At 34.2% G+C, this 25,203-nt stretch carries 23 protein-coding genes and 1 other annotated feature; of the genes, 8 read left to right on the forward strand and 15 right to left on the reverse strand.

The genetic code is table 11. The features are described from left to right. The first annotated feature begins 30 nt into the window (after positions 1-30). From nhaC to CW357_RS11865, 5 genes are all read left to right on the forward strand, one after another. Positions 31-1,425: a Na+/H+ antiporter NhaC gene (gene nhaC, locus CW357_RS11845; RefSeq protein WP_119417185.1), complete on the forward strand. Its 1,395-nt coding sequence runs from the start codon at positions 31-33 to the stop codon at positions 1,423-1,425. A 69-nt stretch (positions 1,426-1,494) separates the two neighbouring features. Continuing rightward, positions 1,495-2,655, forward strand: coding sequence for a class I SAM-dependent methyltransferase (locus CW357_RS11850; RefSeq protein ID WP_119417190.1), 1,161 nt, complete (start codon positions 1,495-1,497; stop codon positions 2,653-2,655). A gap of 350 nt (positions 2,656-3,005) precedes the next feature. Next, positions 3,006-3,878 carry an iron uptake system protein EfeO gene (efeO, locus tag CW357_RS11855; RefSeq protein ID WP_119417186.1) on the forward strand — a complete coding sequence of 291 codons (873 nt, stop codon included), beginning with the start codon at positions 3,006-3,008 and terminating at the stop codon, positions 3,876-3,878. Between the two features lie 7 nt (positions 3,879-3,885). After that, a complete protein-coding gene (efeB, locus tag CW357_RS11860; protein WP_124218162.1) occupies positions 3,886-5,166 on the forward strand; it encodes an iron uptake transporter deferrochelatase/peroxidase subunit in 1,281 nt (426 codons plus the stop codon). Beyond that, entirely contained in the window at positions 5,141-6,871 is a 1,731-nt protein-coding gene (locus tag CW357_RS11865; RefSeq protein WP_119417188.1) for an FTR1 family iron permease, read from the forward strand. The genes efeB and CW357_RS11865 overlap by 26 nt, the downstream gene beginning before the upstream one ends. Positions 6,872-7,002: 131 nt before the next feature. Here CW357_RS11865 and CW357_RS11870 read toward each other — a convergent pair whose 3' ends face one another. From CW357_RS11870 to CW357_RS11890, 5 genes are all read right to left on the reverse strand, one after another. Then, positions 7,003-8,247 carry a hypothetical protein gene (locus CW357_RS11870; RefSeq protein WP_124218163.1) on the reverse strand — a complete coding sequence of 415 codons (1,245 nt, stop codon included), beginning with the start codon at positions 8,245-8,247 and terminating at the stop codon, positions 7,003-7,005. A gap of 516 nt (positions 8,248-8,763) precedes the next feature. Further along, entirely contained in the window at positions 8,764-10,146 is a 1,383-nt protein-coding gene (gene fumC, locus CW357_RS11875; protein ID WP_119416152.1) for a class II fumarate hydratase, read from the reverse strand. A gap of 165 nt (positions 10,147-10,311) precedes the next feature. Next, on the reverse strand, positions 10,312-10,857 hold the full coding sequence (locus tag CW357_RS11880) for a PCYCGC domain-containing protein (RefSeq protein ID WP_233548088.1): 546 nt from the start codon (positions 10,855-10,857) through the stop codon (positions 10,312-10,314). Positions 10,858-10,992: 135 nt separating this feature from the next. Continuing rightward, positions 10,993-12,543, reverse strand: a complete 1,551-nt coding sequence (locus CW357_RS11885) for a flotillin family protein (protein WP_124218164.1) — start codon at positions 12,541-12,543, stop codon at positions 10,993-10,995. Between the two features lie 33 nt (positions 12,544-12,576). Next, positions 12,577-13,107 carry an NfeD family membrane protein gene (locus CW357_RS11890; protein ID WP_369973800.1) on the reverse strand — a complete coding sequence of 177 codons (531 nt, stop codon included), beginning with the start codon at positions 13,105-13,107 and terminating at the stop codon, positions 12,577-12,579. 237 nt (positions 13,108-13,344) lie between these two features. Between CW357_RS11890 and CW357_RS11895 the strand changes: the two genes are divergently transcribed. Further along, positions 13,345-13,965, forward strand: coding sequence for a DUF47 domain-containing protein (locus CW357_RS11895; protein WP_119416144.1), 621 nt, complete (start codon positions 13,345-13,347; stop codon positions 13,963-13,965). Positions 13,966-13,980: 15 nt separating this feature from the next. Further along, positions 13,981-14,982, forward strand: coding sequence for an inorganic phosphate transporter (locus tag CW357_RS11900; RefSeq protein ID WP_119416143.1), 1,002 nt, complete (start codon positions 13,981-13,983; stop codon positions 14,980-14,982). Positions 14,983-15,116: 134 nt separating this feature from the next. Here CW357_RS11900 and CW357_RS11905 read toward each other — a convergent pair whose 3' ends face one another. The 6 genes from CW357_RS11905 to CW357_RS11930 form a co-directional block, all read right to left on the reverse strand. Beyond that, positions 15,117-15,296 (reverse strand): hypothetical protein, encoded by a 180-nt coding sequence (locus CW357_RS11905; protein ID WP_119416142.1) that lies wholly within the window; start codon positions 15,294-15,296, stop codon positions 15,117-15,119. 31 nt (positions 15,297-15,327) lie between these two features. Next, the gene (locus CW357_RS11910; protein WP_119416141.1) at positions 15,328-15,795 is read right to left on the reverse strand and encodes a hypothetical protein; all 468 of its coding nucleotides are present in this window, start codon (positions 15,793-15,795) and stop codon (positions 15,328-15,330) included. 146 nt (positions 15,796-15,941) lie between these two features. After that, on the reverse strand, positions 15,942-16,565 hold the full coding sequence (locus tag CW357_RS11915) for an NUDIX hydrolase (RefSeq protein WP_164489596.1): 624 nt from the start codon (positions 16,563-16,565) through the stop codon (positions 15,942-15,944). 9 nt (positions 16,566-16,574) lie between these two features. After that, positions 16,575-17,654, reverse strand: coding sequence for an AI-2E family transporter (locus CW357_RS11920; RefSeq protein ID WP_119416139.1), 1,080 nt, complete (start codon positions 17,652-17,654; stop codon positions 16,575-16,577). 161 nt (positions 17,655-17,815) lie between these two features. Next, complete coding sequence (locus CW357_RS11925; protein ID WP_119416138.1) at positions 17,816-18,676, reverse strand: SAM hydrolase/SAM-dependent halogenase family protein; 861 nt, start codon at positions 18,674-18,676, stop codon at positions 17,816-17,818. Between the two features lie 106 nt (positions 18,677-18,782). Beyond that, positions 18,783-19,054: a binding site (T-box leader), on the reverse strand. Positions 19,055-19,115: 61 nt separating this feature from the next. Then, the gene (locus CW357_RS11930) at positions 19,116-20,813 is read right to left on the reverse strand and encodes a M3 family oligoendopeptidase (RefSeq protein WP_124218166.1); all 1,698 of its coding nucleotides are present in this window, start codon (positions 20,811-20,813) and stop codon (positions 19,116-19,118) included. A gap of 212 nt (positions 20,814-21,025) precedes the next feature. On the opposite strand from CW357_RS11930, the gene CW357_RS11935 reads away from it, so the two are divergent. Further along, positions 21,026-22,060, forward strand: coding sequence for a YecA family protein (locus CW357_RS11935; RefSeq protein WP_164489597.1), 1,035 nt, complete (start codon positions 21,026-21,028; stop codon positions 22,058-22,060). Positions 22,061-22,183: 123 nt separating this feature from the next. Here CW357_RS11935 and CW357_RS11940 read toward each other — a convergent pair whose 3' ends face one another. The 4 genes from CW357_RS11940 to lepB form a co-directional block, all read right to left on the reverse strand. Further along, positions 22,184-22,759, reverse strand: coding sequence for a YdcF family protein (locus CW357_RS11940; RefSeq protein ID WP_241155085.1), 576 nt, complete (start codon positions 22,757-22,759; stop codon positions 22,184-22,186). A gap of 326 nt (positions 22,760-23,085) precedes the next feature. After that, positions 23,086-23,799, reverse strand: coding sequence for a YebC/PmpR family DNA-binding transcriptional regulator (locus CW357_RS11945; protein WP_124218169.1), 714 nt, complete (start codon positions 23,797-23,799; stop codon positions 23,086-23,088). 243 nt (positions 23,800-24,042) lie between these two features. Further along, positions 24,043-24,519 carry a low molecular weight protein-tyrosine-phosphatase gene (locus tag CW357_RS11950; protein ID WP_124218170.1) on the reverse strand — a complete coding sequence of 159 codons (477 nt, stop codon included), beginning with the start codon at positions 24,517-24,519 and terminating at the stop codon, positions 24,043-24,045. A 30-nt stretch (positions 24,520-24,549) separates the two neighbouring features. Next, positions 24,550-25,089 (reverse strand): signal peptidase I, encoded by a 540-nt coding sequence (gene lepB, locus CW357_RS11955; protein ID WP_124218171.1) that lies wholly within the window; start codon positions 25,087-25,089, stop codon positions 24,550-24,552. Between the last annotated feature and the right edge of the window lie 114 nt (positions 25,090-25,203).

The raw sequence follows: 25,203 nt of genomic DNA on the forward strand, positions 1-25,203 counted from the left end.
AAATTGGATGACTTTTGAGGAGGATTTATAATGTTTCGAATTCATGCTAAGATGACCCCTTCCTTTTTGGAAGCATTTATCTTAATCTTTTTAATAATATCCATTATGACTGTTTGTATTGCTATTTTTGATGCAGTACCACATATGCCTATCCTTATCGCAATTCTATTATTGATAGCATATGGTTTATACAAAAAAATCCCATACAAAGATTTAGAGAATGGACTCACCCAAGGTGCTTCGGCAGGACTTAGTGCCATTTTTATCTTCTTCTTTATCGGCACATTGATTAGTAGCTGGATGATGAGTGGTACAATTCCTACACTTATTTATTTAGGGTTTGAAACAATCACTCCCCATTTCTTCTATGCAGTTGTTTTCATCGTCACTTGTATTGTAGGTATTGCAATTGGTAGTTCCTTAACAACAACTGCAACAGTAGGTGTTGCCTTTATCGGTATGGCAAACGCGATGGATATCTCTTTAGCAATTACTGCTGGGGCAATTGTATCTGGGGCATTCTTTGGCGATAAAATGTCTCCATTATCTGACACATGTAATTTATCATCTACTATAATGGGCGTAGACTTATTTGAACATATAAAGAATATGTGCTGGACAACGATTCCCGCTCTTATTCTTTCGGCTATAATTTATGCTATTTTGTCACCATCTAAGGTTTTACAGAATACGCATAAAATAAATACCTTTAAGGAAGGCCTACTTTCAACTAACATGGTACATTGGTACACGCTAATTCCCCTGTTAGTTCTAATGATCATGGCAATAAAAAAAGTTCCTGCTATTATAACATTAGCTACAGGAACACTCATAGCTATACTCATATCTTACTTTCATCATCAATATGGATTTAGTGAAGTGTTATCTAATCTATTCAATGGATACACTTCTCATACAGGTATAAAAGATATAGATTCACTCCTATCTCGCGGTGGTATTAATAGTATGATGTTTACGGTAGGTCTCGTAATATTAGCGCTTAGTATGGGTGGACTATTATTTACTTTAGGTATTATACAATCGGTACTATCACGTATTGAGAAACTATTCAAAAGCGTTGGTTCTGTAATTACAGGTGCTGCATTCACAGCTATTGGGATCAACACCTTAATCGGTGAACAATATCTTTCGATTTTATTAACAGGACAAGCATTTCAAGCCCAATTTCAAAGAGTTGGCTTAAAAAATAAAAACTTAGCACGAGTCGCAGAAGATGCAGGAACTGTCGTTAACCCACTTGTTCCATGGAGTGTATGTGGCATATTCATCACAAAAGTATTAACTGTATCTACTTGGGCATACTTTCCTTTTGCCTTCTTCTGTTTACTTTCACCTATATTAACAATCCTTGCAGGTTGGACTGGTAAGACACTAACTTATATAGATGAAAAACAACAAAACTAGCATTAGTTTAAGAAGGCCTAAATTATGATACACTTATGCCATCGATTAAATAATAAAGAAGGCGAAAAGATGGATTTTAATGAAATGAAACAAAATTTATTACAGCTTCTTCTTAAGGAGCAACTTGTATCAGCAACTATCAGTCAACCACGAACAAAATCTAACAATTTAAAACGTGTTAAGCTGAAACCACTTAAACTAAAAGGTATTTATCATATTCAGTTAGAGTACCAATACGAACGTATATTAAAACACGAAAATGTTCCATTATCTTTAATCGGACAAAGCATTAATGATCTATTTGATCAATTCCGCCAATTCCAAGGCGAATTCATCGAAGAGAATATCCATATACAACTTTCTAAGAAAAACAAAGTGTTGTGGAAAGCTGAAAAAACAGAGCTGAAAGAAATAAATTTATCACATAATCGTAAGAAGAATTATTTGCTTGATCCAGATAAACCTTATCCATTTTTAATACGTCTTGGAGTTCAATCCCCCGAGGGTAAAGTTAAAAAGCAAAAGTATGATAAATTCAAACAGATTAATCGCTTCATTGAATTTATCCACGATTCTTTAGATTATCTTCCTAAGGATAAAACAATCCGTATTTTAGATTTTGGATCTGGGAAATCGTATTTAACATTTGCTTTATACCACTATTTAAAAGTCGAACAAGGCTTAGATATTCGCGTTACTGGACTTGATTTAAAAAAAGAAGTTATTGAAGAATGCTCTAAAATCGCTAAGGATTTGCAATATGATCAACTTGAATTTTTAGTCGGCGATATTAATGACTATAATGACGAAACGTCAGTTGATATGGTTGTTACTCTTCACGCCTGTGATGTTGCAACTGATATGGCATTAGCACGTGCTGTGAAATGGGGAGCACACGTTATTTTAAGTGTCCCTTGCTGCCAACATGAACTCAACCGTCAATTACAATCCTCTCCTCTCGATATTATGTTACAACATGGACTTATTAAAGAACGCTTTTCGGCACTTGCAACAGATTCAATACGTGCTGAAATTTTAAATTTAGTCGGTTATGATGCACAACTTTTAGAATTTATCGATATGGAACATACACCTAAGAATATCTTAATCCGTGCTTACTATACTGGTAAACAACCAACAATTGTGCAAAAGGCACGTTATAATGCATTCACAGATTTTTTATCTGCCAAACCATTTTTAGAAAATGAACTAAAACAATTTCTCGATTAAATAACATTTCAAAAGTATGTTTACTTTTTCATAATTGTTAGACATGCTTTTGAATTATTAAAGACAAGAGCAAATCCCCAATGGCAAAAATTCCTATAATCTCTCTAATTCAATGTTAATATTTACTCTTTGGTATATCCCTTCCTTTTCTTAATATATATAGGAAAGCTATACAAATTTCCGTGCTATATTTTCTTTAAAAACATGATACAATTTGATAGATTATTAGCGTTATTTTTGTCTAAAAAAAATTCTTTTCTTAATTCTATTGATTTTTATATTGATAATGATTATCATTGCTATTAGTGAAAACGTACGTAACAAATCATTAGAAAGAAGGAAATAAAAATATGAAGGCACAATCATTACTAGCTATTTTATTAGCAGGGAGCGTCGTAATGACTGGATGTAACAGTACAGATGATGCAAAAAAAGACGATAGTAAAGCAAAAACTGAAGAATCAACAAAAAATGCCTCATCAGTTGATTTACAAAAAGAAATTGATGCATATCGAGAATTTGCCCTTGACCAATTAGATAAATTCACTGCTGAGACAGAGAAATTTGTAGCTGCTGTTAAAGCTGGAGATATAGATAAAGCAAAAGAAATTTATCCTGTTGCTCGTATGTATTATGAACGTTCTGAACCAATCGCAGAAAGCTTCGGCGATCTTGACCCACGTATTGATGCTCGATTAGCAGATTTAAAAGAAGAAGGCCAAGGTGAAGAAGATTGGACTGGTTACCATAAAATTGAATATGGTCTATGGGAAGAAAACACAACTAAAGGTTATGAAAAAACAGCTGATCAATTACTTGCTGATGCTAAAGAATTACGTGGCCGTGTAGAAACTGCTGAAGTAACGCCTGATACTATGATGACAGGTGCAGTAGATCTATTAAACGAAGTATCTACTTCAAAAATCTCTGGAGAAGAAGAAATCTATTCTCATACTGACTTATATGACTTCAAAGCTAATATAGAAGGCGCAGAAAAAATCTTCACTATTTTAGAAGATCAAATTAAAGACAAAGATTCTAAACTAGCAGAAGACTTAACTAACAAATTCAAAGCAGTTAATGATTTACTTGCAAAATATGAAACAAAAGATGGCGGCTATGTATCTTACACAAAACTAACTAAAGAAGATACAAAAGCATTATCAGAAGCTGTAAACCACTTAGGCGAACCATTAAGTCAAATGGGAATTATTATGGAGTGAGAAAAAAATGACTAAGACAAACAATGATGAAAAATTGATAGATAAAAAAATAACACGCAGACAAATGTTAAAAATTACTGGTGCTGGAGCTGCTGGAATAGCAATTGGCGCTACTGGTATGGGAGGCGTATTAAAAGCATTCGGCAAAGATTTCTTACAAGAAGACGATACAACCGCTACTAACAAAGTGAATTTTTATGGCAAACATCAATCAGGTATCGCCACTGCTGTTCAAACAAATATCTACTTTGCTTCATTAAATGTTTTAGTTAAATCTAAAAAAGAATTGCAAGAGTTGTTCCAAATGTGGACACCTCTTGCTGTTCAAATGATGAATGGTAATATGATTGGTGAATACAAGAATGATATGATTCCACCAAAAGATACTGGAGAAGCAAAAGGATTAGATGCTCGCAATCTATCAATTACATTCGGTGTCGGACCATCTCTATTTGAGAAAAAAGAACTTGGCCTTGCATCATTAAAACCGAAAGAACTAAAAGACTTACCCCACTTCCCTAAAGATCAACTAGAAGATGCTTATACAGGTGGAGACATATGCATTCAAGCTTGTGCTGATGATCCACAAGTTGCGTTTCATGCAGTTCGAAATTTAATCCGTGCTGCTTCAGGAAAAGTTTCTATGAGATGGTCACAATCCGGTTTTAATTCATTCCCTACGAAAAACGGAAAAAAACAAACACCTCGCAACTTGTTTGCATTCAAAGATGGTACCGAAAATCCAAATACCTCTGATGAAAAGGACATGAATAAGGTTGTTTGGGTACAATCCGGTGATTCTAAACCTTGGATGACAGGAGGGACTTATTTAATCGTACGTCGTATCCAAACACATTTAGAAACATGGGATCGTACTTCTTTAAAAGAACAAGAAAATACTTTTGGTCGTCATCGTGATTCAGGCGCACCAATTGGAAAGAAAAATGAATTTGATGCAGTGGAGATTGAACGAAAATATGAAAATGGAAATTACATCGTACCCGAAACATCACATGTTTTTCTAGCAAAACAAGCAAAAGCTAGAATAATGCGTCGTTCATTCTCCTACTCTTCAGGTATTGTTGATGCGACAGGTACCTATGATGCCGGACTCGTATTTATCTCTTTCCAAAAGAATCCTGAACAATTTATTAAGATTCAAAACAGTTTAGGACGACTAGATAAGTTAAATGAATATATTACACATCGAGGAAGCGGTGTTTTCGCTTGCTTCCCTGGTATAAAAAAAGGAAGTTATATAGGTGAAGCATTATTTAATACGTTGTAGTCAATTTCTCATTATCTTATTGTTTGCTACACTCACAACAATCCATCCTGTAGCAGCAGCGGAATCCTATAGTAACCTGTATATTTCAATCAGTGATGCCATAATGAATTCCAAACAAGGTAATGATGCAAAGGCAAAAGATGCAATCAGAACTTTTGAGGAAAGTTGGCAACAAGCTAACGTCAAAGATTCAAAAGAAGCAAAAGCTGTTGAACAAGCTCTTGAAGACACACAAACAGCTACTACTAAAGAGGATCGTTTGAAGGCATTAACTGTTCTCTCAAAAGCATTAACAGCTCTTGAAAAGGCTGAAAATCCTGTTGATGAAAAAGCTGAAAGAAAAGCCTTCGCAAATGTTATGCAACCTGCACTAAATCAATTACAAGCCTCCATTAAAGAAGGCGATGTTGAAAAACTTACAAAGGCTTATAATGCCTTTAATACTTTCTGGACAAAAAAAGAAGTACCTGTTCGAGAATACGACATTGCAGCTTATGGCAAAATTGAAACACAAATGTCTTTTATACGAATTGCACTTTCTGATGAAAATCCGAATATGGATTCCATTCAAGATCAATTTGACGGGCTACAAAAGGCCATTAATGATTTTGGAGCTGGGAAAAAAGTAGCTTCATCTGCTAAAGGTACTTACTCTTTACAAACTCTAGTTGATCTAATCGATGATGCAAAGGCTCAAATAGACGACGAAGATTATGAAAAAGCTTCTGCAACGGTCAAAAAGTTCATCACAACTTGGCCAAATGTTGAAGGGGATATCCGTACAAAAAATGCTAGTCTCTATACAAAAATTGAAAGTGATATGCCGATTATTGCTAGTGATTTGATGAAAGATACTGTTGATGTAAAAGATATCAACTCACAATTAGATAACTTTAAACAACAAATTCAACTGATTCAAGGTGATCAAAACTATAGCTTTTGGGATTCAGCTTTAATCCTATTACGTGAAGGTTTGGAAGCATTATTAATCATCGTTGCACTAATTGCTTTCTTAAAAAAATCCGATCAACAACATATGGGAAAATGGATTTACATGGGTGCTCTCTTCGGGGTTGCATTAAGTGCTGTTTTAGCAGTTTCAATGTCTACTATATTTAACTCTGCTACGATTAATACTAGTCGTGAAATGATTGAAGGATATGTAGGTTTAATCGCTGCAGCAATGATGATTGGTGTTGGCGTTTGGATGCATAGCAAGTCGAATATTAAAGCATGGAACTCTTATATAGCAAAACAGATGAATCACGCAATGTCTAAACAAAGTATTTGGGCAATGGCATTTATCAGTTTCCTATCTGTCTTCCGAGAAGGTGCTGAAACATTAATCTTCTATATGGGAATTGCTCCTAAAATGTCAACAACCGATTTTAGTCTTGGAATTGTAACTGCAATTGTCATCTTAGCAGTTGTAGCCTTCTTCTTATTACGAGTTAGCGGCAAGATTCCAGTACACAAATTCTTTGCGGTTGCTACAATTTTAATCTATATTCTTGCGTTCAAGATTATTGGTGTCAGCATTCATACATTACAATTGACTGATATATTGCCATCATCAGTAATTAGCGGTTTACCAGTTTGGTCAACTATCGGTTTCTATCCAACAGTTGAAACAATTGTCGGTCAAATTATTCTACTTGTTCTAGTTGTTATGACAACAATCTATAAAAAACGTAACGAAAAATAAATTCAAAAAATGGTATGAGTGCATGATACTCATACCATTTTTCATTCTAAAAATCATTTTACTAGAGGATTACTCTGACAATAATAAGTACTATCCACACTCCAAAAACTAAATTGAAGTATCTTTGATGATTAATTTATATTAAAAACTTTTGATTTAGTTGTGCTTTTAATCGTATCCTTTAAAGAAAGTTTATCTGTCTTTACGTATAAAGTGACTTTATATACTCCTTTTTTCAACTTTAAATCCTTGTAGCTATGTCTACTTATATCATCAACCTTTAAGGCCTTTATCTTTTGATATTTTCCAGTTGTCCCCTTTTTCCACACAGTCAAGTGACCATTATAGTAAGGGGATTCTATATTATAATTCACTCTGACTTGTTTCGTTCCTTTTTTATCTACTGATTTTCCTATTGTTAGTTTTAGTGCTGTGATTTTAGGGGTTACTTGATCTATAGCTTTAATGGTATGGTATTGTACTGCTACTGTTTTTGTTCCTTTAATCCTACTTGTTATTCTGAACTTATAATTACCTTTTTTCTTTAATTTATAGCTATATTTCTTTCCCTCATTGTATGGTGAAATATTGTCATATTTCTTTGTTTTTGGATTATACAAGTCCCACTTTGTTTCAATAGTTGCCCCTTGCAAATTAGCATGTGACACAAAGATTTCAAAACTAACATTAGTTCCTGCATAGACTAGTTTACCGCTTTTTTCTATTGGAACATCTTTTGCTAATAAAGTACCTTGTAGTGTATTCATGAGTACAAAATTATAGTTTTCTAGATTTTTCAGTTTTCCAGTATCTACTATCCGCAAAGTATAATTCCCCTTTGCTAATTTGAAGAAATCCGTTGTTATAAGCGCATTACTCATTTTGTCGCTAGGTATATCAAAACGTATTTCTTTCTTAGTGTCTCTATTAGTTAGTACCCCATAAATAGCCCCTGTCATGTCCTCTTTTGTATTTTTTGAGGACATTGAAAGGTCTACTACGAAGTTATATGGTGTTTCGGAATCTTTTGTAACAGTAAAATTATACTGTTTTTGAATTATATTTTTTAATGTCTTCTCTATGAAGGACATCTCTCCATTGTCTAATTTCAAATTCACTGTTGGTAAGTCACTAATACTTTGTGAATCTACAGCTTGTTGTTCAAAATTATAGTAGTGATAATAATCACCATAGACGAAGATAGGTTCAATAAAATTTTGATTTTCTGTAGTTGCCACTGTATTGACTTTATCTATTAAACTTAACCCTATTCCATCATTTGATTGCGCATGCGCTAAGCTGTTAGCCCCTATAAATCCTACTAGCATCACTGACACTAGACTCAAACTTGTTATAATACTTTTCTTTTTCTGCATGTTAAGTTCCCTCCCATAAAACTAGAACACCATTTGATGCAGCACGAATAAGATATTCAAGACCTTGAATACTATGATAAGTGCAAGTAATAATTATATAAAGTGTTTTTCTTATGAACTTTAAAGGGTGGCATAATTAGAGTCTTAATTGCGTTTGCGCTTTAAATCATATGAAAGCAAAATCCTTCTTCTCCAATTATCCACATGTTATCCGCATTTGCATTAGTATTCTATCTAAAAAATCCTAAATCAAATATTACACTTGGGGATAATAGATAAATTTATACACAATTTTATAAATTGTAGTGCATAAGTTAGCAACTAATCATAGGCTATTTCGTAATATGTGCAAAAACTGTGCATAACCAAAAAAACATGAATTCTTAGAGTAAAAAGAAGCTGAATAAAAGATGTATATAAGTATTTTATCAAAAACACTCTAACAAAATAAAAAACGCCTGAGTATTTATTTATATACTCAGGCGTTTTTTTATTTAAAATATTAAAGACTAATTTTTAGAATTTAATCATTTTACTTGGGACAACCCATTCGTTGAATTGTTCTTCTGTTAGAAGACCAGTTTCAAGTGCTGCAGCTTTTAAAGTTAAGCCGTTTTTATGAGCATGTTTTGCGATTTTAGCAGCATTTTCATAACCGATGTATGGGTTAAGAGCTGTAACTAACATTAGTGAGTTGTTTAAGAAGTGTTCAAGTTTATCTTTGTTTGCAGTAATACCCACTAAGCAGTGTTCATCAAAGCTGCGGATTACATCAGATAATAATTCAACTGATTGCATGAAATTGTGAAGGATAATTGGTTTGAACACGTTCAATTCAAAGTTACCTTGTGATGCAGCAAAGCCGATTGTTACATCGTTACCCATAACTTGTACAGCTACCATTGTAACAGCTTCACATTGAGTAGGGTTTACTTTACCTGGCATGATAGATGAACCTGGTTCGTTTTCTGGAATTGAGATTTCACCAAATCCAGAACGTGGACCTGAAGCTAACCAACGAACATCGTTTGCGATTTTCATCAAATCAGCTGCTAATGCTTTCATCGCACCATGAGTAGTAGCGATTTGATCGTGTGATGTTAATGCATGGAATTTGTTTGGTGATGGTACGAAATCTAAGCCTGTTTCTTTTGAAATTTCAGCAACAACCTTTTCATCGAAGCCATCTGGAGTGTTAAGACCAGTACCTACTGCAGTACCACCGATAGCAAGTTCGCGCATGTTTAATGCTGCTTCTTTGATCATTTTTTCAGAAGACTCGATCATGTATAACCAACCACTAATTTCTTGGCCAAGTGTTATTGGAGTAGCATCTTGTAAGTGCGTACGACCAATTTTGATCAAGTGCATAAATTCTTCAGATTTAGCTTTTAATGTTGCTTTAATTTGCTCTAAAGCTGGGATTAAATTTTTCTCAACAGCGATAGAAGTAGCGATGTGCATAGCTGTTGGGAATGAGTCATTTGAACTTTGAGATTTGTTAACGTCGTCATTTGGATGAAGGCGTTCTTCAGAACCTTTTGCTTCTAAGTATTCATTACCAAGATGAGCGATTACTTCGTTAACGTTCATGTTTGTTTGAGTACCTGAACCTGTTTGATAAATCACTAATGGGAATTGATCATCCCATTTACCTGCTACGATTTCATCAGCAGCATGAGCGATTGCTTCATATTTGATTTCAGATAGAGTACCAAGTTCAACACATACTTTTGCTACGGATTTTTTAAGGATTGCATAGCCGTGGATAAAATCGATTGGCATATGGTCAGAACCGATGCGGAAGTTTTGTTTACTTCGTTGTGTTTGAGCACCCCATTTGCTGTCTGCTGGTACTTTAACTTCTCCCATAGAGTCATGTTCAATACGGTATTCCAAGACATTCATCTCCATTTCTTTTGCTACGAGTTTTGTTCTCACTCTAACAATATGATAGCGTTTTCCCCTCTAATTGTCTGCAATTCTGTATTAAATTATAGTAAAAACCTTTTGAAAAAGTAAAAATTCTAATTACTTTACATTTAACCCCTATTCTAAGAAGTACTATGATGGCATAGGAGTTGGTGTTGGTGTTGAATATCCTTCTTTATAATCCTGATCAATTTGTTTGCGTATCTCTTTAAGTGAGGCACCTTCTTGTGCCTGTTTAATGGATTTAATCGCAATTTCTACACAAACAATACAACGTGTTCCATGATCATCCCAAACAACAGCACCATTGTCTTTTACCTCTTTTATAAAGCAATTTAAATTACTTTTATGATTAGCACTTTCTGCACATCCACAATAACATGGCATCCATTTTAAAATCTCGGTAGCTTGTCCAGCAGCTTTATATACAAGTTTTAAGTCTTCAGTTTGATTTTCTAAAAAGCTAGGTAAGATTTCTGCTGATTTTGTTTCTTCTTGAAGATCACCATTCGCTAGTTTGTGTTGATGATTTGCATGATTAGTATGCTCCGTTGTTTCAGTTGTCTTTGTTTGATGATGGTCATTATGATCTTCCTTTGACGATTCTCCTGAATTGTTTCCGCAGGCTGCTAAAAGCATCGTGCCTGCTAATAACACCGATAACCATTTTTTCTTCAATTTAAAACTCCTTTAAATACCTTTTTTCTTCATTATACCTTAGGAGGGTATTATATATAATGACAAATAGAAGACAATCTTCCACAAAAAATTGCCCGGCAAACCACTATAATGGTCTGATTGGGCAATAATAATTTATTCACCTTCAATAGTTGTTGCAGCTGATGCATCGTCTTTTTGTTGTACATTATCAGCTAATCGTTCGATACTTGGACGTATTGTATATTTACCAGAATAATTCTCTAACAATTCCTTCATATCAATACCTGATGATGCTTTTAGTGTTTCTTGTAAAGTGGCCATTAAGTCAGTTGCATATCCTGTTACCTTATTGGCGCCTCCACCTTCTCCACCACCTGTATCAACTACTGTAATCTTATCGATGTTCGCTAATGGGCTAGCTACTTGTTTTGCATATTCAGGCATCATACGGATAATCATATCTAAAACAGCTGCTTGACCAAATTGCTCGAAAGCTTCTGCAATTTTACGTTTTGCCTCTGCTTCTGCAAGACCTTTCAGACGGATAATTTCAGCTTCAGATTCCCCTTGTGCACGTTCTGAATCAGCTTTTGCCAAACCGTCCAAACGGATTTTTTCAGCTTCTGCCTTTGCTTTCGCTTCGATGCGATATTTTTCTGCATCGGCTTGTGTTAATTGTTTCATCTTTTCAGCTGCAGCATTTTGTTCGATAGCATAACGATCTGCATCTGCTTTTTTCTTTACCTCTGAGTCATATTGCTTTTCACGACGTAAAATTTCTTTTTCTTCCAATTCAATTTGCTTTTGACGTTCAATGATTTGAATTTGCATTTCTTGTTCTGTTACTTCTTGTTTTGCACGAGCAGTTTCAAGCTCGTATGCTTGGTCAGCACGGGCTTTTGCAATATCTTGTTCACGACGAAACTCTGCTACTTTTAGTTGATTTTCTTTTTCAGCTTCTGCAATCTCAGTTGCACGTTCAAGTTCTGCCTTTTGTGCTTCTTTATCCGCTTCTGCACGTTTAATACGAGTTTCCTTTTCTGCATCTGCTGTTGCAATATCCGCATCACGTCTAACCTGAGCTATTCTTGGTTTCCCAAGTGAATCTAAGTAACCGTTTTTATCTCTAACATCTTTTATCGTAAAGGATACGATTGTAAGGCCCATTTTCGCTAAATCTTGAGAAGCAACGCGTTGGACTTCTTGTGAGAATTTATCGCGATTTTTGTAAATTTCTTCAACTGTCATAGACCCAAGAATCGAACGTAAGTGACCTTCAAGTACTTCTTTTGCTTCGTTTTCACGGTCTTCTTTCGGTTTACCTAAAAACTGTTCTGCTGCTGTTGCAATTTCTGAAATTGAACCACCTATTTTAATAATGGCAATCCCATCAGCCATCACCGGTACACCTTGTTCTGTATAAACTTCAGGTGTTGTTACTTCTAGTTTACTGGATAGTAAACTAAGAGGTTCAGCTTGTTGAAATACTGGTAAAACAAACGTACCACCACCACGGATAATTTTAATACGGTTTCCACCTTCATCCGTATGTACGTTTTTAGACCCTAAATAACTCCCTGTCACAATAAGTGCTTCATCGGGACCTGCAGTTCGATATTTTGTTACATACACTCCGATTATAGCTAATAAAATAACCACTACAATTATCCCAACAATTAAAATCGGTGATGCTAAAAATGACATAATAATTCCCCCTATTTTTATATAAGTAAGCCATTAAAATAATGGTTCATACTCTCTGACATATAACGTTCCTTCTTTCACTTCTACTATGAGTACCTTTGAATCATATGGTATTGAAACATGATCATAACTTGTTGCACGTTTAGATATAATGCCGTTAACTGTCTCAACAACCACTTCACCAAAACCATCGATGGGAATAGGTACAATCACCTTTCCTACTTGACCACCCAAGGATTCTTCCGTATACGCCATCGATACTTCAGCTGATTTCAAAGGAACGAGGATGAAATAATACATCAGGATATCTAGTACGATTGAAAAAATGGCAGAAATAATGGCGATAACGTAACTGTTCAAGGAAGTAAATGTTTCAATAATAAAACCAGTTGCAGAGAAGAAGGTTAAAAAAGCTAGAATAACTGTCGGATTAAAAAATGGAATTCCTTCTCCAATCCCATCAGCAATGTCACCAAAAAAAAGATATAAAATCATACAAATTGCTAAGAATAATAATGAGTACAGATACCATTGTTCAATAGACCATAAATTCAGCTCAATCATCTTCACCCCCTTTTCTGTGAATTTGTTCCTTTCTTTCTATATGTTATACGTTTGAATACAGCGGAAAGTTTCAAATTTTTCTAATTATTACAAGCGTGATTTTCAAATGTTACGGGAATGTAAATTTTAAAAAAATTCACAGGATTATTGTATTGGTTTCTCGTACAATTTGTTATGATTATAGTTGCGTTCAAAAATAAGATAGTAATGATTTATAGACAAATTAGGAGGCTTTATATGTTTAGCTCAAAAAAAGAAGACCCTTTCTTTACTGCGCTTTTGAAAGTTGCTAAAAATGTAAATGAAGCAGCTCATTATGCTGATGATTTTAAAATAACAGGCGTTGCAGATTTGAAAGAGCTTAGCGTAACACTTAAAAAATATGAAACAGATGGAGATTCGTTAATCCACGAATTAATCCAAATGCTGAATAAATCATTTATGACGCCAATCGAACGTGAAGATATTTTGGAATTAGCTGTACGAATGGATGATATTTTGGATGGTGTTGAAGGTTGTATTGCTCACTTTGAAATGTTCTCACTTACAGAAGTAGATGATTATATGAGAGATTTCTTAAAATATATTGTGTTAAGTACAGATGAAATCGCAACTGCGATGGAACATTTAACGAATAAAAAATTAATCAACATGCGCGAACATGCCATTCTCATTAAGGATTACGAACGTAAATGCGATGAAGTATTACGTACTTCAATTAAACAATTGTTCTTACATGAAAAAGACCCTATCCGCATTATTCAATTTAAAGATATTTATGAACAACTAGAAGAAGTGGCTGACTACTGTCAAAATGTCGCCAATTCAATGGACACTATTATAATGCGTAATGCATAGGAGCTGTAGAAACACATGAATACTTTAATAATCGTAACTGTTCTAGTAGTAATATTCGCATTACTATTCGACTTCATAAACGGTTTCCATGATACTGCAAATGCTATCGCTACTGCAGTTTCTACCCGTGCGCTTTCGCCTCGTGTTGCTGTAGTTTTGGCTGCATCAATGAACTTCATCGGTGCCGTTACATTTACAGGCGTCGCTAAAGCATTGGCAAAAGATATTGTTGATCCATTTTCACTTACGAATGGTTCATTCATAATATTAGCTGCATTAATATCAGCAATTATATGGAACTTGATCACTTGGTACTTCGGTATACCTTCAAGTTCATCACACGCAATTATCGGTTCTCTAGCTGGTGCTGCCATTGCTGCTGCAGGTTTCTCTGCTATAAACTATAACGGCTTTCTTAAAATCATCAAAGCCTTAATCTTTTCACCATTTATCGCAATTATTGTCGGATATTTGATGATGTCTTTATTTAAATTACTATTTAAAAACTTAAATTTATATCGTACCAACAAAAGCTTCCGACGAGTACAAATTGCTACAGCCGCACTTCAAGCATTTACACATGGTACAAATGATGCCCAAAAGTCTATGGGGATTATTACTATGGCTTTAATTTCTGCAGGATTTTTAAGTGGCAGTGATGGTGTACCTTTATGGGTTCGTATTGCATGTGCTGTTGCAATGGGTCTTGGTACTTCGATTGGTGGATATAAAATTATTAAAACAGTTGGCGGTAAGATTATGAAAATCCGTCCTGTTAATGGTGTCGCAGCTGATTTGTCTTCTGCACTTATTATTTTTGGTGCTACACAAATACATCTTCCAGTTTCTACAACTCATGTTATTTCTTCATCTATCATGGGTGTTGGTGCTGCACAAAATGCTAAAGGGGTACACTGGGGTGTTGCACGGAGTATCGTTATCACTTGGGTGATTACATTACCTATATCTGCATTAGCTGGTGCCGCCATTTTCTCTATATTTAAGTTATTTTTATAATTTGCAACCTGAAAAACTGTTATAATTCTAACAGTTTTTTTATATGATCAATTTATTATATGGTATTTAATTTAGTCAGATTAACATAAAAACTCACTTCACAAATTGAAGTGAGTTTCTTTAATACGGGGATTTTAATGTATAAATATTGTTCTTGATAAAGTTCCTTGTGTCACTTCTGTTGAAAAACCTAATGATTGTTGGTTTGGTTGATGAGGGTTATTTTTATAAAAAGCTGATATCGAAATATAAACAAGTAGCAAACAAATAAGGACAATACCAACAACGATTAGTGCCATTCTTTTACCTGACATCTAGATCCACCTCTTCCTTTCAGAGTCCAAACTATTTGTTAGAAGGTTTAAATCCTTCCGCCAATAGATACTCTTCAGCATCTGAGCGTGTACCAAAGCTTTCTTCTAAGTTAAATCCATGATAGATATTCCAGAAAGGCTCATCATTAACAAGTAGTAATTGATCACCTGTACGATTGCGCCATATTTGTTCAATTTTCACTTCTTCAACGGGTTCATCTACTTCTGATAAATACATAATAGAATCTTCAATTACTTCGCGCAATTCTTGTTCAGAGAAGTCACGAATATTGACTAGTCCCTTTTCATCTGCCTTATAGCGAAGTAAATCTCCAACATAAACGAAGCCATTGCCATTAGGATGTAGTTTTTCAACTACAATTTTCTTATCATATTGACTACCTTCAAAATGGTAGTTTAAACGATTCATTGAAATTTCTTTACGTGTTAGTTCAGGAAAACTTTCAATGATTTGTTGTTTTTGTTCAAATGTTAACATAGTGATCTCCTTTGTCTTTGACAGTCTTTATTAGTATAGCATTTTTTGTCACTCAATCCTCTAAGACTAAAAGAACGAAATGAGTTGATATTCAAATCTCTCAACTCATTTCGTTATTATTCTTCGTCATTTCAACATAAAAATACTTATAAAAACCTTTTCTTTAATATTGTTGTTAATAACGTCATATATTTGTTATTATAACGAACAAAATCGCTTGGCTTAGCATCTAGCGTGAAATTTACCTTTTCTCCATTTTCAAGAATCTTAAATCCAGTTAGGGGAAGCAATGGTAGATCTCCTTCAATAAATTGCACAACATCCATAAGCTTTGAACATACTATACCTGCAACTTCCTCTACTTGAAGATGAAAATCAGTGAATGCTCCTTTTTGAATGGCCAAGAATACATGAGAAAATTCTCGATCAATCATTAGAGGCTTCTCAATAATACATGGTATAACGGCAATTTTCTCTAAATCCTCTTTTAACAATGATAAGCCCAGTTCTTCTCTCAATTCTCTAATACCGTCCTCAGGACTTTCTGTTGCCAATAAATGACCTGCAGCTGTAATATCAAAAAGCGAAGGATAGTCTTTTTTATCTGCACTTCTTAACTGAAAGTACAAATAATACTCCCCGTTCACCTGACTAATTAGCCAACAATGGAATGTCTCATGCCATAATCCATTCGCATGTATTTCCGCTCTTGTGGCAACACCAGTTTGTTTATGATTTTCATCAAAGGTTTTTAAAATCTCTGTCTCCACTAATTTCACCTACACATTTTTAGTTGCAGTAGTACGAATCTCTTTCCAATGTTGATAGACATTTTTTACAACAACTTTACCTACAGCATATAATGGAACTCCTAATAGAATACCTACAAACCCAGCAATATTACCTGCAGCTAAAATAATCGTAATAACAGTTAGTGGATGTATATCAAGAGTTTTCCCCATTACATTTGGTGTAATAAAGTTACTATCAATTTGTTGTGCAACTAGTGTGACTACACATACCCAAACAGCTTGCATAGGGTCATGTATAAGACCTACTATTACTGCAGGAACCAACGCAATCCATGGTCCAATGAACGGTACCATATTCATAAAGAAGGCAAAGAGAGCTAACAGTAATGCATATTCTAGTCCAATAATTTTATAGCCGATGAAAATAATAACTGCCAAGATGAAACTTATCAATAATTGACCTTGAATATAATTTCGTAAAACATCATCAATTTCTGATAAAGTTTTCTTAATCCATGCACGTCTTGATCCAGTGAATATATTATAAATTGTTGGAGCAAACTTTTCGTGGTCCTTTAGCATGTAGATAAAGAAAAATGGAACTAGTATTAAAACAAATGCTCCTGAAACAATACTTGAAATAAATTGCACTAAAAATTTACTTGTAAATACTGCGTAACCTTGAATTGAATTTGTTAAATTGTCTATCGTGTCATTTAGTTGTTCTGGAAGGTTTTCACGGTTTTTCAAGACATAATCGACCATATCTGAAAGTTCGTTAGCCAATGTTGGCGTTGCTTTCACTAAATTATTAATCTGAGTATTAATCGGCGGTACAACAATAGCTATAAACCCATAAACTACAACACATAGTAGTACTATGATAGATAGTATACTTGCCCAACGTGGAAATTTTCTCTTTTCTAAAAAGCGTTGAATTGGCTCTGTTACATAGTATAATATTCCACCCGCTAATAACGGGATAAATATAGCACTCAAAATAACTACAATTGGATAAAAGAGAGATTTAATTTCAAGAAAATACTTCAAGATTAACAAACCTAGAAGTATACCTACGCCTGCTTGAAACCATAGTTTTTTTGTCAATTATTTGCACCTCATTCATAATATTACCGAATTGTTATTCTCATAGTTTAAGTATACGCTATACTCTAAAAAACAGGAAATAACAACATCCATAAAAAAAGAATCTACCTTATAGCAGATTCCATCTTACATATAAAACTATACTCCCCAATTTGACTAGATTATGCATATATAATCTTCGGCGCCTTGCGAATAGAAACTACCCAATTCGTACCCGTCCCAACATGGTAGGCATCTGCAAAAGAGCCTTGATTAATCGCAATCCCTACATTATCCAATGAATTAATATATAATAGTGGCTCACCCACACGTAAATCTGCGAAGGAATGGCCATACGTCATAATACTTTGATAAATTTTGCGATTATCCGTACTAATCGTTACCTCAAAGGTATCTCCATATTTTTTTGCTAATCGTTTAAACAGACTACGACGAATATTTGTCCATAAATTTCCGAAAGGTTTATCCACAATATCGATAAATCCAGTAATAATGTCATCTTCTATCGTAGATTCTTTAATATTCAGTTCTACAATATCTGAAACTTTAAGGGCTGGGCCTACTTCTTCAAATGAAATAATTCCTGCAGCTAAGCGTGCTCCCGTATAGGCAAAGATATCACGGCCATGAAACGTATGAGATTCACCTGAATTCGGTAGACGGTTAATCGTTTCATCGATCTCACGAATTTCTGCAATGCCATAGTAACGCTTTATATGAGTTAATGTCCCATTATCAGGTGTTACAATAAATTGATCATTCACTGTTTTTACAACAACTGCTTTACGGTCTGAACCAACCCCTGGATCCACTACAGACACAAATACAGTTCCTTCTGGCCAATATTGCACTGTTTGTAGCAAACGATAGCTTCCTTCCCAAATATTAAATTGTGGAATTTGATGTGTAATATCATATATTTTAATATCAGGATCTACACAATGTGATACACCATACATCGCACTAACCGCACCATCACTAATACCAAAATCTGATTGTAATACAAGTAACCCTTTTCCCATTTGAAACATCTCCTTATTGAAAATATATCTACCTAGGAACATTAGAAGTAAACGAGCTGATCATTCCCAATAAAAATAAAAACTCGTCCCCTCAATCATTTTGATTGTTAAGGACGAGTTGTATACTCGTGTTACCACCTTTTATTTGCCACTTACTCACATAAGTAGCCTCCATCAGTACAGAATGCAAAATAGCTTCTAGACTGTGATATAGGTAACGGGTATCAAATCCCGCTGTATCCTACTATTGCTTATTGCAAGTTCAGAAACAGAGCTCAGAGGCCATCTTTCAATTGATCAACTCCTACTTCTTTTCAGCTACCGAAGCTCTCTTTTAAGAAATACAATCAATTTACTTCTTCTCATCATCGCTTTTCATATTTCAACTATTAATGTATAGCTAATTAGTATGGATGTCAATGAATTGTTTGAAAATTTTTTATAGTTTATCATCTTGTACTGCATCTAAATATTCTTTAATTGCTTCCATAACAGTTTCTACGCATCCTTCGTTGAATGGTGATTCAAGCTTTGCTTCAGCTACTAGTTTTGTAAATGACATTTTACCGCCTAATTGACATAGGTGGATATAATCCTTCCACGCTTCTTCGTGATTTTCACGAGATTTCTTCCAGAATTGGAATGCACATACTTGAGCTAATGTATAGTCAATATAATAAAACGGACTATTATAAATATGTGCTTGACGTTGCCAGAACCCGCCGCCTTCTAAATAATCAATACCATCATAGTCACGATGTGGTAAATAGGTCTGTTCGATTTTCTTCCAAGCTTCTTTACGCTCTTGGGGTGTCATTTCTGGATTTTCATAAACTACATGCTGGAATTCATCTACCGCTACACCATATGGTAAAAATAATAAGGCTTCACTTAAATGAGAGAATTTATATTTTTCTGTATCTTCTTTAAAGAATAGTTTCATCCAAGGCCATGTGAAAAATTCCATACTCATTGAATGGATTTCACAAGATTCGTATGTTGGCCAAATATATTCTGGAATGCCAATATTACGACTAGTATATACCTGGAATGCGTGGCCTGCTTCATGTGTTAATACATCAATATCACCTGATGTTCCGTTAAAGTTTGAGAAGATAAATGGTGACTGATAATCTTCGATAAATGTACAGTAACCACCGCCTTCTTTCCCTTTCTTTGCCACCAAGTCCATAAGATCTCTATCAATCATAAAGTTAAAGAATTCTGCTGTTTCAGGAGATAATTCCTCATACATTTTCTTGCCGTTTTGAACAATCCACTCAGGTGTTCCCTTTGGTATGGCATTACCACTTAAGAATTTTAGACCTTCATCATGGAATTTTAGTTGATCTACACCAATTCGTTTTGCTTGTCTTTCGCGTAATTGTGTCGCATATGGTACTACAACATCTCGGATTTGATCTCGATAATTTTTCACCATTTCTGCATTATAATCAATGCGATTCATCAATACATAGCCGAGTTCTACGTAGTTTTTAAAACCTAGTTTAAGAGCCATTTGATGACGCACTTTAACTAGTTCATCATAAATACGGTCGAAGTCTTCCTCATGTTCTTTAAAGAAGCCAAAACGAGCTTCTGTTGCAGCCTTACGTACATCTCGATTTGTAGACTCTGTGTAAGGTCCTAATTGTGCTAACGTTAACTCTTTGCCATCAAAAGAAATTTGAGCCGAAGCTACAAGTTTAGAGTATTCAGAGCTTAGTTTATTTTCCTTTTGCATGAGTTCCATAATTTCAGGTGCAAAACCTTTAATTTGATTTTCAGCTAAATCAAATAATTGAGCACCCCACTTATCTTCTAATTCATTGCGGAAAGGAGAAGCTAAGAGCGCTTTATAATACTCTGTTGTCAGTTCTTCCATTTCAGGCGTTTTTTCATCTAAAAAATCTCGTTCTTGTTGATAGAATTCATCGTTAGTATCTATAGAAGCACGAATATATACTAAGTTATATTGAGTTGAAAAATCATTACGAAAGGCATTAATTTTTTCAATAACTTTACTTTTTTCGTCAACTGACTTTGAACTATTAAACTCCTTTAAAAGCTCGTAGAAGTATTTTTTCCCTTCTTCAAGATTCGGACGTTTGTATTCATAATCTTTGAAAGTAACCAAAGTCATTCCCCTTTTCTTATATTTTTCGAAGTTCGAAGTATTAGGTTAATTATTTATTATATTCTGATAAAATGCAACTGATGATGTGAAATATGCGCTATTTTTTGGAAATAACCCCTTATTTCAAAATAGTATAATGAAAACACTTATTTTTTTCACGAAATTGTGCTAACCTAATTTTATGCCCAATTTTTAAAGAGAGGTGCTTTACATTGGTAGGTCGTAACGATCCTTGTCCATGTGGCAGTGGCAAAAAATACAAAAAGTGTCATGGTAAAAATGCGCTAGGCGATATCACTACGATTGTTAGTGAAGAAATCGATCGTATTGTAGAAGGATTTGTCAAGGAAACTTTCCATTCTGCAAATTATCATGAATTAGAAAAGAGAAATCATCTTTGGCAAAACACTTTGCATCATGCATTTACAGATAAATTACTTGATACAATAGCAATGGAAACATATATTTACATTGATCACCCAGAGCTTTGGCAAAATTATATAAATAAACAAATAACTAAACAAATGCGCCAACAAGTAAAAGACATATTACAATCATGGTTACAACCTGTCTTTATGCTTGCTAGAGTCGACTCCCAAAGTCCTGAAGTAATAGCTATTACAGATATTGTGACAAATAAAAGCTATGTAATGAACGGAACACCTGCTAAAACGTTCTCAGGTAAATGGTTGTTTGGTATTTTCATGCCAGATGCACGTAAAGGTGAAAATGGACTAACTGCAACAAGTAGTGTAGTTTTCTTGCCAAATGAAAAGGATAACATCGTAGAAGCTTTACGTCTAAAACTGCAAAATGGTTATGTCGATTCAATGGATCTGTACAAAACATTTTTGGATGGTACAGTCGAAGAGCATTCGAAGGCAAATGAAGAAACAACAACACCTTCACAAGAAGTGAAAGATGAAGTTGCCGTAACAAATGAGACGGTTACTGAAATTTCTCCATTTACAAAAGAAGTACTTGAATTTGTAAACAAATATGTAAAAGAGTATAAGCTAAATGCAGATGAATTCTTAGATTCTCTTACAAGTTTCTTAGAAAATACAGCTATTAAAGCGAAGAAAGCCGAAACAGTTGCTGCTGGCGCTGTTCTAGCTGGACAAGCAAGTAGCTTGATTTCTGAGGGTGGTTTAACCAAAGTTAAAGACGTTGCTGCATACTTTGAAGTATCTGCATCATCTATCTCTAAATATCGTGATCAAGTCAGTGAATTTCTCACTAAATAATGCCACATAACAAAAATGCGTCTCTATGTATCTATGAGGCGCATTTTTTATGTTTAATAAAAAGCTTAAAGCTCTTTTATTACCACTCTAAAAACTGTACTAAACCAAAACTTACATACTTCGTTATTTTCCTGTTACTACTGATTTCAGTAGTGCAAAACGTTCTCTAAATCTCACTTTCTTCTCAATGCTTTTAGGTGTTGTCGCAGGGATCACATCACATTTTATATGTAGCTCTTCTGCAAGCATTTTGGCACGAGCTAGGTGATAATCACTTGACACAATTGTTATTCCTTTTAAGTTATCACCAATCATTTTTTTCGTATTCAATAAATTTTCATATGTAGATGTTGATTGGTCTTCAACGATGATTTGAGATTCAGGAAAACCACGATCCATCAAATATTGTTTCATAACTGAAGCTTCTGTTGCATCTTCATCTTTTCCTTGACCACCTGAAACAATAATTTGGATGGTAGGGTATTGCTTAGCATAATCTAATGCTGCATCTAAACGAAATGCTAATGCTTTTGATGGTACTGCTCCCTTTTTCACCTTTGCTCCTAACACGATGACATGTTTGTATTTTCCATTTGCTTTTGGCTTTTCTCCATCTATTAGCCATAAGGTCGTTATTATCCAAAAGAAAAAGATAGGTATACAAATAATTAGTAAGATTACCATAAGCTTTTTTCTCACCTCAACATCACCTACTTTTTTAGTTTTATTACATATTAAGATTGTTTAATCTTAAAATTTTTCTATTTCACACGGCTCTACGAAACCTATAAATTATAAATTTTTATATTATAAATGGTATTTTAAACTATTTCTGAATCTCTCTTATTATAAAAGCTATCGAAACAGCCATATTTCAAATCTTATCAATAGTATACGTCATTGCAATTGATAATTTCTATCTATTTTCATAAAGTTTCCCACCATATTCATATATAAGAAAATCCAGTGGCCAAAACCACTGGATTTTAGTATTTACATAGTATCTTTTTGCTTATTTATAAGCGTTACATTTCAACATTGTGATACACTTGTTGAACATCTTCTAAATCATCTAAAAGATCAATTAGTCTTTCGAATTTCTCAAGATCTTCGCCTTCTAATTGTACCTCTGTTTGTGGAAGCATTGTCAATTCTGCCACACTAAATTCAGTAATACCTTGTGCTTTTAATGCTTCTTGTACTGCATTGAATTGATCTGGTTCAGCATAAATGATTGTTGAATCGCCTTCTTCGAAAACGTCGCGAACATCTAAATCAGCTTCGATTAGCATTTCTAGAATATCATCAGCAGATTTACCTTCTAAAGCAAAAACTGCTGTTGCATCGAACATGTAGGCTACTGAGCCACTGACACCCATGTTACCGCCGTTTTTACCAAAAGTAGCGCGTACATCAGCTGCTGTACGGTTAACATTATTTGATAAAGCATCGACAATAATCATTGAGCCATTAGGTCCAAAGCCTTCATAACGTAAATTATCGTAGTTTTCTTCGCCGCCGCCTTTTGCTTTTTCGATTGCACGATCAATAATATGTTTTGGTACACTATATGTTTTTGCGCGTTCTAAAACAACTTTTAGCGCACCATTAGATTCTGGATCTGGTTCGCCTTGTTTAGCAGCTACATAAATTTCTCGGCCAAATTTCGCATAAATACGTGCTGTCCCTTGGTCTTTTGCCGCTTTTTTCTCTTTAATATTATTCCATTTACGTCCCATTGGATTCACTCTCTTTCAATATAATATATATATAAATTATGATTGGGTATACACCCACTTGGTTTAGGACATTAATTTACTGTTGTATTATACACTATAATAAATATAATTTGTATATTTGCAAAAAGAGAAAAGTGTCACAAACAAGAGGAAATTAGGTAATATCAGGTATAAAGAATCTTATTACTAGTCTATTTTTGCAAATAAGACTCTGTTATCTTAACTTTATATTCTCCTAATTCGTTAATATTTCTCTATTTGTCTATCTAATTCAATTTTTTGCAACAATGCTTTGCAACCCTCTAGGCATAATTGATACGTTTCTTCAAAATCACCTGTAAAGTATGGATCTGGGACGTCTTTGGGGTCCTTTATCAAATCTAGCAATCGGAATACCTTTGAGCTCTTTTGCTGACCTAGCATTGGTAACGCATTTTTAATATTACTTTCATCCATACAAACGATGTAGTCAAATCGATCATAATCTTCTAGTTTCAGTTGTCGACTATACATTCCTTGAGTAGAAATTTTATGTTCAGCAAGTTTTTTAACGGTTCCGTGGTGCGGTCCATCTCCAATATGCCAATCACCTGTACCTGCAGAATCTATATCAAACTGAGACTCCATTCCTTTTTCTTTTACAAGGTTACGAAATATCGCCTCAGCCATTGGAGATCGACAAATGTTTCCTAAACAAACAAATAACACACCTATCTGCATATTAGTGCTCCTCTAAAATTCATTTTTCCATTAGAATTTAAATGGATAAAATTGAAATTTCACTTCACCAGTAACTGCTGACTTTTTGATAAAGCCATATTCACGACTGTCACTACTATTTTGACGATTATCTCCTAAAACAAAATAAGTATCTTTAGGAACTTTAGACTCTCCAGTTACTCCTTTTAGTGTAAAATCTTCCGTAAAATGGTCACCCATTTCCTGATACTCACTAATACCCTTTTTTAAATACGTTTCACTATACTCTTTACCATTAATAAATAGCTTATCGTTTTTAACTTTAATGGTATCTCCTGGTAGTCCAATAACACGTTTGATATAATGATCATCTTCTACTGGAGATTCAAAAACGATTATATCAAAGCGATCAATATGACTTGTTTTACTGATGATAATCTTATTGTTGTTTTCATATGTAGGTTCCATTGATTCGCCTTTGACAGTTACTGGAGAGAACAAAAATTGTCTACATAAAACTGCAATGACTACCGCGATTAAAATTGGCCATACCCAAGATAATATTTCTTTGCTTAAACTTTTCTTTTCCACTTATTTCACCTTCTAATTGGCTTCATTTATATAACTATTCAATATTATGCCACCATTAGAGGAGTTCTGTCATTCGATAATTATTACAAATCTACAAAAAAGAGGAGTCTATTT

It is taken from the genome of Rummeliibacillus sp. TYF005 (genome assembly GCF_003844195.1).
Lineage (GTDB): Bacteria > Bacillota > Bacilli > Bacillales_A > Planococcaceae > Rummeliibacillus.

Excerpts from the sequence above, each read along its gene's own strand:
- CW357_RS11905 (WP_119416142.1), bottom strand. The coding sequence starts at position 15,296 with ATGTCAGGTAAAAGAATGGCACTAATCGTTGTTGGTATTGTCCTTATT.
- CW357_RS11890 (WP_369973800.1), bottom strand. The coding sequence starts at position 13,107 with ATGATTGAGCTGAATTTATGGTCTATTGAACAATGGTATCTGTACTCA.
- CW357_RS11900 (WP_119416143.1), top strand. The coding sequence starts at position 13,981 with ATGAATACTTTAATAATCGTAACTGTTCTAGTAGTAATATTCGCATTA.
- CW357_RS11870 (WP_124218163.1), bottom strand. The coding sequence starts at position 8,247 with ATGCAGAAAAAGAAAAGTATTATAACAAGTTTGAGTCTAGTGTCAGTG.
- CW357_RS11895 (WP_119416144.1), top strand. The coding sequence starts at position 13,345 with ATGTTTAGCTCAAAAAAAGAAGACCCTTTCTTTACTGCGCTTTTGAAA.
- CW357_RS11925 (WP_119416138.1), bottom strand. The coding sequence starts at position 18,676 with ATGGGAAAAGGGTTACTTGTATTACAATCAGATTTTGGTATTAGTGAT.
- efeB (WP_124218162.1), top strand. The coding sequence starts at position 3,886 with ATGACTAAGACAAACAATGATGAAAAATTGATAGATAAAAAAATAACA.
- CW357_RS11945 (WP_124218169.1), bottom strand. The coding sequence starts at position 23,799 with ATGGGACGTAAATGGAATAATATTAAAGAGAAAAAAGCGGCAAAAGAC.
- CW357_RS11885 (WP_124218164.1), bottom strand. The coding sequence starts at position 12,543 with ATGTCATTTTTAGCATCACCGATTTTAATTGTTGGGATAATTGTAGTG.
- efeO (WP_119417186.1), top strand. The coding sequence starts at position 3,006 with ATGAAGGCACAATCATTACTAGCTATTTTATTAGCAGGGAGCGTCGTA.
- CW357_RS11910 (WP_119416141.1), bottom strand. The coding sequence starts at position 15,795 with ATGTTAACATTTGAACAAAAACAACAAATCATTGAAAGTTTTCCTGAA.
- nhaC (WP_119417185.1), top strand. The coding sequence starts at position 31 with ATGTTTCGAATTCATGCTAAGATGACCCCTTCCTTTTTGGAAGCATTT.
- CW357_RS11850 (WP_119417190.1), top strand. The coding sequence starts at position 1,495 with ATGGATTTTAATGAAATGAAACAAAATTTATTACAGCTTCTTCTTAAG.
- CW357_RS11950 (WP_124218170.1), bottom strand. The coding sequence starts at position 24,519 with ATGCAGATAGGTGTGTTATTTGTTTGTTTAGGAAACATTTGTCGATCT.